The 12,467-nt window shown below is 73.3% G+C and carries 10 protein-coding genes; 6 read left to right on the top strand and 4 right to left on the bottom strand.

From position 1 onward, the window contains the following. Positions 1-27 precede the first annotated feature (27 nt). Together AC07GB_RS24085 and AC07GB_RS24080 are read left to right on the top strand one after the other, a co-directional pair. The gene (locus AC07GB_RS24085) at positions 28-624 is read left to right on the top strand and encodes a TetR/AcrR family transcriptional regulator (RefSeq protein WP_478848679.1); all 597 of its coding nucleotides are present in this window, start codon (positions 28-30) and stop codon (positions 622-624) included. 107 nt (positions 625-731) lie between these two features. Then, complete coding sequence (locus AC07GB_RS24080) at positions 732-2,948, top strand: MMPL family transporter (protein WP_478848677.1); 2,217 nt, start codon at positions 732-734, stop codon at positions 2,946-2,948. A 23-nt stretch (positions 2,949-2,971) separates the two neighbouring features. On the opposite strand, the gene AC07GB_RS24075 is transcribed toward AC07GB_RS24080, so the two are convergent. Continuing rightward, entirely contained in the window at positions 2,972-3,340 is a 369-nt protein-coding gene (locus AC07GB_RS24075) for an SsgA family sporulation/cell division regulator (RefSeq protein ID WP_478848675.1), read from the bottom strand. Between the two features lie 264 nt (positions 3,341-3,604). Here AC07GB_RS24075 and AC07GB_RS24070 point away from each other — a divergent pair, with 264 nt between their 5' ends. Genes AC07GB_RS24070 through AC07GB_RS24055 form a run of 4 tightly spaced genes read left to right on the top strand, consistent with a single transcriptional unit; the run spans position 3,605 to position 7,507 of the window. Beyond that, positions 3,605-4,765, top strand: a complete 1,161-nt coding sequence (locus AC07GB_RS24070; protein WP_478848673.1) for an energy-coupling factor ABC transporter permease — start codon at positions 3,605-3,607, stop codon at positions 4,763-4,765. 1 nt (position 4,766) lies between these two features. Continuing rightward, complete coding sequence (cbiQ, locus tag AC07GB_RS24065; RefSeq protein WP_478848671.1) at positions 4,767-5,528, top strand: cobalt ECF transporter T component CbiQ; 762 nt, start codon at positions 4,767-4,769, stop codon at positions 5,526-5,528. After that, a complete protein-coding gene (locus AC07GB_RS24060) occupies positions 5,516-6,274 on the top strand; it encodes an energy-coupling factor ABC transporter ATP-binding protein (RefSeq protein WP_478848669.1) in 759 nt (252 codons plus the stop codon). The genes cbiQ and AC07GB_RS24060 overlap by 13 nt, the downstream gene beginning before the upstream one ends. 36 nt (positions 6,275-6,310) lie before the next feature. After that, positions 6,311-7,507, top strand: a complete 1,197-nt coding sequence (locus tag AC07GB_RS24055) for a serine hydrolase domain-containing protein (protein WP_478848667.1) — start codon at positions 6,311-6,313, stop codon at positions 7,505-7,507. A gap of 225 nt (positions 7,508-7,732) precedes the next feature. Here AC07GB_RS24055 and AC07GB_RS24050 read toward each other — a convergent pair whose 3' ends face one another. From AC07GB_RS24050 to AC07GB_RS24040, 3 genes are all read right to left on the bottom strand, one after another. After that, positions 7,733-8,584: an EamA family transporter gene (locus AC07GB_RS24050; protein WP_478848665.1), complete on the bottom strand. Its 852-nt coding sequence runs from the start codon at positions 8,582-8,584 to the stop codon at positions 7,733-7,735. Between the two features lie 198 nt (positions 8,585-8,782). Continuing rightward, the gene (locus AC07GB_RS24045; protein WP_478848663.1) at positions 8,783-10,504 is read right to left on the bottom strand and encodes a penicillin-binding transpeptidase domain-containing protein; all 1,722 of its coding nucleotides are present in this window, start codon (positions 10,502-10,504) and stop codon (positions 8,783-8,785) included. Positions 10,505-10,705: 201 nt separating this feature from the next. Continuing rightward, positions 10,706-12,337 carry a penicillin-binding transpeptidase domain-containing protein gene (locus AC07GB_RS24040; RefSeq protein WP_478848661.1) on the bottom strand — a complete coding sequence of 544 codons (1,632 nt, stop codon included), beginning with the start codon at positions 12,335-12,337 and terminating at the stop codon, positions 10,706-10,708. Positions 12,338-12,467: the final 130 nt, after the last annotated feature.

Genomic DNA, 12,467 nt, shown 5'->3' with positions numbered 1-12,467 from the left:
GCGATCGACGACGGAAGGGTGAGGGTCATGGCGGAAGCGGCCACGGTGACGACGCGGCGCAGCCGGATCACGCCCGAGCGCGAGGCGGAGCTGTACGAGGCCGTGCTCGCCCTGCTCCGCGAGGTGGGGTACGAGAGCCTCACCATGGACGCCGTCGCCACCCGCACCCGCTCCAGCAAGGCCACGCTCTACCGCCAGTGGGGCGGCAAGCCGGAGCTGGTGGCGCGGGCGCTGAGGCACAACAAGCCGGCGTCCCTCGTGGACATCGACACCGGCTCGCTGCGCGGCGACCTCATGCGCATGGCGACCCTCCAGGACAACTGCAAGATGGAGCAGGACCACGCCCTGATGCGCGGCCTGTTCCACGCCATCCACGGCAATCCCGAACTCCACCAGGCGCTGCGCCAGTTGCTCATCGAGCCGGAGCTGACCGGGCTCGACGCGATGCTGCGGCGCGCGGTGGAGCGCGGCGAGGTCGCCGCGGACAACCCGGCTCTGGAGTACGTCATCCACATGCTGGTCGGAGGCTTCGCCGCCCGTGAGCTGATCGAGGAGCGCACGGTCGACCAGGAGTTCCTCGTCACGTACATCGACGCCGTGATCCTCCCCGCCCTCGGCGTCTGACCCCGGCCCCCCTCGAAGAACGTTCCACCTGACGCGAGCCGCTCACGTCGTCGGGCCGATCTCCCCTGCCCTGTAGCCACCCCACGACCTGACCGGGAGTACCCCTCGTGGCCACGTTCCTGTACAAACTGGGCCGAATCGCCTTCCGGCGACGGCACTTCGTCGCCCTGATATGGGTGGCGCTGCTCACCCTCGCCGGAGTCGGCGCCGCCTCGGCGCCGACCGCCGCGTCCAGCTCCTTCTCGATCCCGGGCACGGAGGCCCAGCGGGCCTTCGACCTCCTGGAGAAGCGCGCTCCCGAGGCCAGCGCCGACGGCGCCAGTGCCCGCGTGGTCTTCAAGGCCCCGGACGGGGAGAAGGTCACCGACCCGGACAACAAGGCCGCGATCACCGAGACCGTGGCCGCGCTCAAGTCCGGCTCCGACGAAGTGGCGCGCGCCGACGACCCGTTCCGGGCCAAGGCCGTCTCCAAGGACGGCACCACGGCGTACGCCTCGGTGACGTACAAGGTCACGTCGATGGAGCTGAGCGACGACAGCCGGGACGCCCTGGAGAAGACCACCGACGCCGCCCGCACCGGCGGCATGACCGTCGAGGTCGGCGGCGACGCCCTCCAGGCAGTGCCGCACACCGGCGCCACGGAGATCATCGGCATCGCGGTCGCGGCCGTCGTGCTCGTCATCACCTTCGGCTCGCTGGTGGCGGCCGGGCTTCCGCTGCTCACCGCCCTGATCGGCGTCGGCATCGGCGTCTCCTCGATCGCCGCCCTTGCCAGCGCCCTCGACCTCGGCACGACCACGTCGACGCTCGCCATGATGATCGGCCTCGCGGTCGGCATCGACTACGCCCTGTTCATCGTCTCCCGCTACCGCGCCGAGCTGGCCGAGGGCCGCGACCGCGAGGACGCGGCGGGCCGGGCCGTCGGCACGGCCGGCTCCGCCGTGGTCTTCGCCGGTCTGACGGTGGTCATCGCGCTCGTCGGCCTCGCGGTCGTCAACATCCCGATGCTCACCAAGATGGGCGTCGCGGCGGCCGGCACGGTCGCCATCGCGGTCCTGATCGCGCTCACCCTGGTCCCGGCGCTGCTCGGGTACGCGGGCCGCAAGGTCAGGCCCGCGGGCGAGAAGGGCAAGCTGCTCGGCGCCCGCAAGAAGGGCGCGGCGCCCGCGAAGGAGAACCTCGGCACCCGCTGGGCCCGCTTCGTGGTCCGCCGTCCGCTCGCCGTCCTGCTGCTCGGCGTGCTCGGCCTCGGCGCCGCCGCCGTGCCGGTCGCGAGCCTCGAACTCGGCCTGCCCGACGACGGCGCGCAGCCCACCTCCACCACCCAGCGCAAGGCCTACGACCTCATCGCGGACGGCTTCGGACCCGGCTACAACGGCCCGCTGATGACCGTCACCGACCTCAAGGGCGTCAAGGACGCCAAGGGCGAGGCATCGGCCGTCGCCAAGAAGATCGGCGGCCTGGACGACGTGCTCACCGTGAGCCCGCCCGTGTTCAACAAGGCCGGGGACACCGCGATCATCAGCGTCGTGCCGTCCTCCAAGCCCAGCGGCGCCGACACCGAGAACCTCGTCCACGCCATCCGCGACGAGGCGAAGGACGTCAAGGCCGACAGCGGCGCCGACGTCATGGTCACCGGCTCCACCGCCATGAACATCGACGTCTCGCAGAAGCTCAACGACGCGCTGATCCCCTACCTCGCGCTCGTCGTGGGCCTGGCCTTCGTGCTTCTGATCGTCGTCTTCCGCTCGATCCTGGTCCCGCTCAAGGCGGCGCTCGGCTTCCTGCTCTCGGTGCTCGCCGCGCTCGGCGCGGTGGTCGCGGTCTTCCAGTGGGGCTGGCTCGGCTCGCTGTTCGGCGTGGAGCAGACCGGCCCGATCATGAGCATGATGCCGATCTTCATGGTGGGCGTCGTCTTCGGCCTCGCGATGGACTACGAGGTGTTCCTGGTGACCCGCATGCGTGAGGCGTACGTCCACGGCGAGAGCCCCGAGGACGCGATCGTCACCGGCTTCAAGCACGGCGCGCGGGTCGTCACGGCGGCCGCCGTCATCATGATCGCCGTCTTCGCGGGCTTCATCGGCTCCAGCGAGCAGATGGTCAAGATGATCGGCTTCGGCCTCGCGATCGCGGTCTTCTTCGACGCCTTCATCGTGCGCATGGCGATCGTCCCCGCCGTGCTCGCGCTCCTCGGCCGCAGGGCCTGGAGCCTGCCGCGCCGGCTCGACAAGGCGCTGCCGAACGTCGACGTCGAGGGCGAGGGTCTGAAGGACATGGCGCCCCCGGCCGGCGGCGACCGTGAGCGGGAGCCCGTGGGCGTGTGACGCCCGCGCCCTCCCTGGGGCGCTCAGTGACTGACCGGCGTGGCGGCCGTGTACGTACGACGCAGGAAGCGCACCAGCGCGGACGAGTCGAACTGCACGACCGCCACGCCGTCCGCCGTGTGGAACTCCACGACCGCCTGCACCCGCCCGCACGGCCAGATCCGCACGTCCCCGCCGGTCGCCGGGGCCCGCAGACCCCGCTCCAGGAGGTCGCGGTCGAGGACCCAGTCGGGTGATCCGGGGCCGTCCCCGGCCACCGAGCCGGGCAGGCCGATGCGTACCGAGCGCGGATCGGCCTCCGGGTCGTACCGCAGGGCGACGGGGACGACCACGTGGTCGTCGGGGGAGTCGGTGACGATGTGGGCCCGGGTGACTTGTTCGACCGCTGACATGGCTCTGTCCTCTCGTCGTCCCGGCCCGCACGTCTGCGGATGCCCTCTCCCCAATGTCCCATATGTACGGATATCGAGGTGTGGGGGAGGCGCTGTTCCCAGGCGCGGGTGGGGGCGCGTATTGGTGCTCGTACGCTCTTGCGACCATTTCGCAACAGCGCACATCATTGAAAGGTTCACGAGCGTCCCGCTCGGGAGCGAACCGCTCATTTCGCGTGAGTGCCTCCCCACGCTCACGACATGCACCTTTCCAGGAGCGCCCGCATGCATGTCCCCGATGGATTCATCAACGCTCCCGTATCCGCCGCCGCGGGTGTCGCCGCGGTGGGTGCCGTCGCCGTCGGCCTGCGCGGCGCACGCCGTGAACTGGACGAACGCACGGCTCCGCTCGCCGGTCTCGTCGCCGCCTTCATCTTCGCCGTGCAGATGCTGAACTTCCCCGTCGCCGCGGGCACGAGCGGCCACCTCCTGGGCGGTGCCCTCGCGGCGATACTCGTCGGCCCCTACACAGGGGTCCTGTGCGTGTCCGTGGTGCTCCTGATGCAGGGCGTCCTGTTCGCGGACGGCGGCCTGACCGCACTCGGCGTGAACATCATGGTCATGGCCGTCGTCACCACGGTCGTGGCGTACGCGGTCTTCCGGGGCCTGGCCAAGGTCCTGCCGCGCGGCCGCCGCTCGCTCACCGCCGCCGCGTTCACCGCCGCCCTGCTCTCGGTGCCCGCCGCGGCCGCCGCCTTCACCCTCCTCTACGCCGTCGGCGGAACCACCGACGTGCCCATCGGCAAGGTCGCCACCGCCATGATCGGCGTGCACGTCCTCATCGGCGTCGGCGAGGCCGCCATCACGGCGCTCACGGTCGGCGCGGTGATCGCCGTGCGGCCCGACCTCGTGCACGGCGCGCGCGGCCTGACCGCCCCGCTCAAGCTGCGCGTGGGCGGCGCACTCGTCGACGCGCCCGCCGCCCCGGCCCCCGCGCCCGCGGCGGCCCGCTCCCACCGCAAGCTGTGGGCCGCGGGCCTGCTCACCTCCCTCGTCCTCGCCGGATTCGTCTCCTTCTACGCCTCCACGAACCCGGACGGCCTGGAGAAGGTCGCCCGCGACAAGGGCATGGACCGCAAGGAGGAGGAGCACGCGGCCAAGGACTCGCCCTTCTTCGACTACAGCGTGGAGGGCATCACCGACACCCGCCTCTCCGGCGGCCTCGCGGGCGTCATCGGCGTCGGCGTGACGGTGGTCGCGGGCACCGGCGTCTTCTGGGCGGTGCGCAGGCGACAGGCGCGGGGCACCGGCCCGGCCGACACGACCGAGCCCGCCACGCCAGCCACGCCCACAGGGCCTGCCGGATCCGCCGGGCCCGCCGGACCTTCCGAGCCCGCCGGACCTTCCGCGTCCGCTGGACCTTCCGCGCCCGCCGGGAACGCCTGACGTGGGCGCGGGCCACGCCCACCGCCTGTACCGCCACGGCCACTCCCCGGTGCACGCGCTGCCGCCGCACGCCAAGCTCACCGCCGTCCTCTGCTTCGTGGTCGTGGTGGTCTCCACCCCGCGCGAGGCGGTCTGGGCCTTCGCGGCGTACGCGGCCCTGCTCGCGACGGTGGCGTACGCGGCCCGCGTACCGCCCCTGTTCCTCCTGAAGCGGCTGCTGATCGAGATCCCCTTCGTGGGCTTCGCGCTGCTGCTGCCCTTCGTCGCGCGGGGCGAGCACGTGCACGTCCTCGGCCTCTCGCTCAGCGAGAGCGGCCTGTGGGGCGCGTGGAACGTCCTCGCCAAGGGCACCCTCGGCGTCGCCGCGTCCGTGCTGCTCGCCGCCACCACCGAGCTGCGCGAACTGCTCCTCGGCCTCCAGCGCCTGCGACTCCCGCCGCTCCTCGTCCAGATCGCCTCCTTCATGATCCGCTACGGCGACGTGATCGCCGACGAGATGCGCCGCATGCGCGTCGCGCGCGAGTCCCGCGGCTTCGAGGCCAGAGGCGTCCGCCACTGGGGCGTGCTCGCCAAGTCGGCCGGCGCGCTCTTCATCCGCTCGTACGAACGCGGTGAGCGCGTGCACCTGGCCATGGTGAGCCGCGGCTACACGGGCTCCATGCCGGCCGTCGACGAGGCGACGGCGAGCCGCGCCCAGTGGTCGTACGCCCTCGCCCTGCCCGCGACCGCCCTCGTCGTCTGCCTGTTGGGATGGACTCTGTGACCGCTTCCCTGGAGGTCTCCGGCCTCGCCTACGCCTACCCCGACGGACACCAGGCCCTCTTCGGCGTGGACCTGACCCTCACGCGCGGCGAGCGCGTCGCCCTGCTCGGCCCGAACGGCGCGGGCAAGACGACGCTCGTCCTCCACCTCAACGGCATCCTCACCGCGGGCGCCGGGACCGTCACCGTGGCCGGACTCCCGGTCGGCAAGCGGCACATGGCGGAGATCCGCCGTAAGGTCGGCATCGTCTTCCAGGACCCGGACGACCAGCTCTTCATGCCCACCGTGCGCGAGGACGTCGCCTTCGGCCCCGCGGCGGCGGGCCTGCGCGGCCCCCGGCTCGAAGCACGCGTGCGCGAGGCGCTCGCCCAGGTCGGCATGGAGGGGTACGCCGACCGCCCGCCGCACCACCTTTCCTTCGGCCAGCGGCGCCGGGTGGCCGTGGCGACGGTCCTCGCCATGGAGCCGGAGATCCTGGTCCTGGACGAGCCGTCCTCGAACCTCGACCCGGCCTCGCGCCGCGAACTCGCCGACATCCTGCGCGCGTTGGACGTCACCGTCCTGATGGTCACGCACGACCTGCCGTACGCGCTCGAACTGTGCCCCAGGGCGCTGGTCCTCAGCGAGGGCGTGATCGCGGCCGACGGCGCCACGGGGGAGCTGCTCGCGGACGAGGAGCTGATGCGCAGCCACCGCCTCGAACTTCCCTTCGGCTTCGATCCGAAGACAGCGGGGGCAGCACGCTAGTGGAATCTTCGGCGGCACACGGTGGTTGGCTCAGGTATGGACGCTGAGGTAGGGGCTGCGGCAGGGGCGGGCATCGACGTGCACGGCACGGTCGCCCCCGGGTACGAACCGGTCAGGGACGCCTTCGGACGCACCTTCACCGCGCTCGGCGAGCGCGGCGCCGCGGTCGTCGTGTACCGCGACGGGCGGCGCGTGGTGAACCTGTGGGGCGGCACGCGGGACTTCGACGGCGACGGCCCCTGGGAGCCGGGCACCGCCCAGATCGTCCGCTCGGCCACCAAGGGCGTGGCCGCCGCCGCGCTGCTCCTGCTGCACCAGCGCGGCCGGCTCGACCTGGACGCGCCGGTGGGGGCGTACTGGCCGGAGTTCAAGGCGCGCGGCAAGGAGCGGGCGCTGGTCCGGCACGTGCTCGCCCACCGGGCCGGGGTCCCCGTCCTCGACCAGCCCCTGACGCCCGCCGAGGCGTACTCGCCGGACCTCGCGGCCGCGGTCGTCGCCGCGCAGGCGCCCGCGTGGGAGCCGGGCACCGACCACGGCTACCACGCGCACACCTTCGGCTGGCTCACCGGGGAGCTGGTGCGCCGCGTCACCGGCCGCGCCATCGGCGACTGGATCGCGGACGAGGTCGCACAGCCGCTCGGCCTCGACCTGTGGCTGGGGCTCCCCGACGCGCGGGCCTCCCGGGTCGGGCGGCTCGGGCGGCTCACGGCCGACACCGGGCGCGGCGGCCTGCGCGTGCGGCCGAAGCCGGAGGTCGCGGCGGCGTACGCGGACCCCGCGTCCCTGACCCGGCGCGCCTTCGCGGTCATCGACCCGCCGCCCGACGAGAACGACCCCGGCTACCGCGCGGCCTCCCTTCCCGCCTCGAACGGCATCGCCACGGCCGACGGGCTCGCCCGCTTCTACGCCGCGCTCATCGGGGACGTCGCCGGGGGCGGGCGCCTCTTCGAGCCCGGCACCCTCGCCCTCGCGCGCGGCGAGGCGTCCGCCGGGCCGGACCGGGTCCTCGTCACCGCCACCCGCTTCGGCCTCGGCTACATGCTCCACGGCCCCGCCGCCCCGCTCCTGGGCCCGGGTTCCTTCGGCCACCCCGGCCGCGGCGGCACCCTGGCCTTCGCCGACCCGGACTCGGGCCTGGCCTTCGCCTACGTCACCCACACCATGGCCAAGGGCATCACAGCGGACCCCCGCCCCCAGGCCGTGCTCCGCGCCCTGCGCACGGTGCCGGCGTAACCCGCGCGGGACGCCCCAGACCCGCCCCTTCCCGATCCGGGGGCTGCCGCCCCCGTGCCCCCGCTCTATCGGCGCTCCGCGCCTCGTCCTCAAACGCCGGACGGGCTGGATGGTGCCGCTCGCGGCAGAGTTCTCAGCCCCTCCGGCGTTTGAGGACCGGGGGCCTGGGGGCGGAGCCCCCAGGAATCGGGAAGGGGCGGGCCCGAGGAGAACCCCCGGCAGGGGTCAGCCCGCGTGCAGCATCAGCCCGATCCCCGCCACCATCACGCCTGCGGCCAGCATCCGCGGTGCCCCGAAGCGCTCCTTGAAGAACACCGCTCCGATCCCCGCCCCCACGATGATCGAGGACTCCCGGAGCGCGGAGATCGGCGCGAGGTCGGCCCGCGTCTGGGCCCACAGGACCAGCGCGTACGCACTGACGGAGAGGGCCGCGCCGAGCAGCCCGAGCAGGGCCACCGGCCGCAGCCGCCCCACGAACCCGCCGCGCCACCGCCACAGCGCGTACAGCGGCACGACCGTGCCCTGCACGAGCATCAGCCAGGCGATGTAGCCGAGGGACGAGCCGGACGCCCGTACCCCGAGCCCGTCCACGACGGTGTACGCCGCGATGGAGACGCCGGTGGCGAGCGCGGCGCCGAGCGCGGTCCAGTCGGGCCGCCGCCCCGAGCCCCGGATGCCCCACAGGGCGAGCCCGGTGAGCCCGGCCGAGCAGACGGCGACCCCGGCGGCCTGCCACCCGCCGGGCACCTCGCCCGCGAACACCGCCGCGAGCACGGTCACCACCAGCGGCGCGGTGCCGCGCGCGATGGGGTAGGCCTGCCCGAAGTCCCCGAGCCGGTAGGACCACATGAGCAGCGCGTAGTAGGCGACGTGCAGGACGGCGGAGAGCAGCAGGCAGGGCCAGGCCCCCGCGTGGGGCACGGCGACGAAGGGGGTGAGCAGCAGGCCGATGAGGGCGCCGCCGCCGGATATCAGCGTGAAGCCGACGAGCTTGTCGGTGATGTGGTGCGCGAGCGCGTTCCAGGCGGCGTGCGTGACGGCGGCGAGCAGCACGGCCGCGGCGACCAGCGGGGTCACCGGGCGGTTCCGGCCGCCCGGGCCCGGTCGGGGAACCGCGGTGCCCGGGCGGAGCGGGGGCGCGCGGGTGAACCGCCGGTGTCGTACGCGTCGCTGGCAGAAGTACTCATGCGGCGCACGCTAGCGGTGCGTGTACGTGCCACGCGACCAGGTGTCCGCGGAGCGGACGGGCCGCCCCGCAGAGCCGCGGGACGAGCCCTAGCGCCCGGCCAGCAGCAGCGCCCGCACCACGGGCCCCGCCGTGTCGCCGCCGTGCCCGCCGGCCTGCACCACGGCCGCCGCGGCCAGGTCCCCGCGGTAGGCGGTGAACCAGCCGTTGGGCTTCTTCTGGCCGTCGACCTCCGCGGAGCCGGTCTTCGCGCCGGAGTCGGCGCCGAGGCCCGACATCGGCTTGACGGCGGTGCCCGCGACGGCCGTGTGGTGCATGAGTTCACGCAGGGCGGACGCGGTCGCCGGGGACATCTTCCGCGCGGCCGTCGCGAGCTTCCGCTTGTCCAGGGCGGGGGAGACCAGGTACGGCTGCCGGAACGTGCCGGCCTTGACCGTCGCCGCCACCGACGCCATGTTCAGCGGGTTCATCCGCACTCCGCCCTGGCCGATGAGCGACGCCCCCATCTGCGCGTCCGACTGCACCGGCACCGCGCCGTCGAACGAGGACACGCCGATCGACCAGTTGTCGTTGCCGAGCCCGAAGACGTCGCGGGCCTGCTTCGTCAGGTCGTCGTCGGAGAGCTTCTTCGCCTGGCTGATGAAGGCCGTGTTGCAGGACCGCGCGAAGCTCGCCCGGAACGTGCCGTTCTTGATCTGGAACTTGTCGTCGTTCTGGAACTTCCAGCCGCCGTACGTCTCGTACTTGGGGCACGGGTGCTTCTTGTCGACGCCCGCGAGCTTCTTCTCCAGGAGCATCGAGGCCGAGACGACCTTCATCGTGGAACCGGGCGCGAGCGAGCCCTGGAAGGCCGTGTTGAAGCCGCCGGGGCTTGAGTTGGCGACGGCCAGGATCTCGCCGGTGCTCGGCTTGACCGCCACGACGGACGCCCGCTTCCGCTTGGCCGTCTCCCGCTCGGCCCTCGCCTGCACGGCGGGGCTGATCGTGGTCTTCAGCGTGCCAGGGGTGCCCGGCGCGAGCGTCAGGAGCGTCTTGTCGGGGCTCACCTTCGCGTCGTCGCTCTTGGTCTTCGTACGCGCCGCGTCCCGCGCGTCCTTGCGGACGATCCGCAGCTCGATGCCGCCGGTGCCGCCCGCCTTCTTGCCGTACTTGTCCCGCAGGCCGTCGAGGACCGTACCGAGCGAGGGGTACTTGGCGGCGGTCAGCGCGCCGCCCTCGCGGTCGAGGGCCTTGATCGGCGGCGTGCCCGCCTCGCCGGTGACCAGGCGGTCGCCGGGCTTCAGCTCCGGGTGGACGACGGACGGGCGCCAGTCGACGAGCGTCCTGCCGTCGGACGCCCGGCGCACGACCCGCAGCGCGGAGTCGTACGCGTAGGGCTTGCGGACCGTGTCACGGGGCTTCCGGTTTCCCTCGTACGAGACCGTCGCCGCGGCCTTGAAGGGCACCTTCGCGCTCCTGCGGCTCTCCGGCCTGCCGGGCGTGAGCCGCACCTTCGTCATACGGGCGTCCTCGCGGTACGACCGCAGGGCCGCCCGTGCCGCCTCGCGGTCGTCGGTCAGGGCGGCCGCGCGGTCCACGTCGCCCGCGGCCCAGGCCGCGAGGAAGTCCCGCGCGGTGGTGCGCACTTCCGCGGCCGTCGGCGGGCCCGACGCCACGCGCTTGCCGTCCGCGCCGCCGGAGCCGTCCGTCTCCGGCTCGCCCGCCAGGGCGTACGCGGCGAAGCCCACGCCGCACACGACGGCGACCACTGCCCCGCCGAGCACGCCCGGACGCACCTTCTTGCCCTCGGCGACACGTCTTCTCTTGCCCACGAACCAGCCCTCCGCGATTCCCCGTCGGCCCCCGCCGCACCTCTGCTCAACTCACCGAGGGCCCAACCTAGCGGGCGCCCGTCCGGGCTTGGTGCGCAGTGTCGTGGGATCGGGCTGTGCGTTGATGGGCTCTGCGGGACGTCCGTGGCTGGGCGCGCAGTTCCCCGCGCCCCCCTTGGGGCGCGCCCCCCGGGGTCACGTTCAGTGGGTCGCTCGCAGGATCGCCGCTACGATCGGGCCCGCCGTGTCGCCGCCGTGTCCGCCCTCCTGGGCCATCGCGGCCGCGGCCACGTCCCCGCGGTAGCCCGCGAACCAGCTGTTGGGCTTCTCCTGCCCGTCGACCTCCGCCGAGCCGGTCTTCGCGCCGACGTCGGGGCCGAGGCCCGCCATGGCCCGGGCGCCCGTGCCGGACAGCGCGGTGCGCCGCATCATCTGGCGCAGCTGGGCGGCCGTGGTCCCGGACAGGCCGCGCGCGGTGGCCAGTTCGCCGTCGATGAGGGACTTCGGTACGAGCACGGGCTGGCGGAAGGCGCCCGTCATCGCCGTGGCGGTCACCGACGCCAGGTTCAGCGGGTTGAGCTGCACCTCGCCCTGGCCGATGGCGTTCGCCGCCCGGTCGGGCCCGGTGGAGGCGGGCACGGAGCCGTCCTTGGAGGGGATGCCGGTGCGCCAGTCGTCGCGCCCCAGGCCGAAGTTGTCCCGCGCCTCCTCGCTGAGCGAGGCGTCGGTGAGCGGCTTCTCGTCGACGAGCTTCACGAACGCGGTGTTGCAGGAGCGCGCGAAGCTGTCCGCGAGCGTGGCCCGGCCGTTCGGCGCGAGCCCGGTGAGGTTCTTGAAGGTCTGGCTCTGCCAGGTCGCCGTGGCCGGGCACGGGGCCGGGCCGCTCGCCTTGGTGACGCCCTTGTCGATGAGCATCGCCGCCGTCACGATCTTCATGGTCGAGCCGGGCGCCAGCTCGCCCTGGAAGGCGGCGTTGAAGTCGTCCTTACGGTGGTTGGCGACCGCGAGCACCTCGCCGGTGCTCGGCTTGAGCGCGACCACCGACGACTCGGGGTACTTGGCGACCGCGTCCTCCGCGGCCCGCTGCGCGGCGGCGCTCAGCGTCGTGCGCAGCGTGCCGGGTCTGCCCTTGGCGAGCGTGAGCAGCGTGGTCGTACCGGCGTCCTCCGATGCCCGCTTCACATACAGCTCGACCCCCGCCCGGCCGCCCGCCTTCTCGCCGTACGCCGTCCGCAGCTGCGCGATCACCGGCGCGAGCGAGGGGTACGCGGCGGCCGTCAGGACCTTGCCCTCGCGGTCCACGGCCCTGATGGGCGGCGCCGCGGCCTCGCCCGTCTCCAGGCTCTCGCCCGCGCGCAGCCGCGGATGCATGACGGACGCCTGCCAGTCGACGAGGGGCCGCCCGGTCGTCCGGCCGCGTACGACGTCGAACGAGGACGTGTACGCCAGGTGCTTGGACGCGCCCTTGTACGAGACCGTCGCGCGGACCGAGAACGGCACATGCGTGCCCTTGATCGGGCCCGGGGTCAGCCGCACCCGGCGGATGTGCGCGTCCTCGCGGTAGCCGGTCAGGGCGGGCGCGGCGGCCTCCGCGTTGTCCGTGTACACCGCTGCCGTGTCCGCGTCGCCCTTCGCCCAGGCCGCGAGGAACTTCTTCGCGGTGTCGCGGACCTCGTCCGCGCCGGGCGGGCCCTTCTTCGCCGCCGCCGTGTCCGAGGCCGAACCGCCCTCGTCGTTCAGCACGTTCACCACGTTGTACGTGCCGTATCCGGCACCCCCCACCATGACGGCGAAGACCCCGCCCACGATGACGGTCTTTACCCCTTTGCGCATGAAGCGCTCCCTCCCCAGGAATGCCCTCACTTTAGGAGCAGAGGGGCCGCCCCACCCCGGCTTTCACCGGGGGAGGCGCGCCACCCGCGGAGGTTCGGCCACATTCTCGATCGCTATGGGCCAAAAAGAA

This window comes from Streptomyces sp. NPDC045778 (assembly GCF_056431945.1).
Note: the sequence above shows the minus strand (reverse complement) of the source record. Positions and strands in the feature narration are given on the sequence as shown.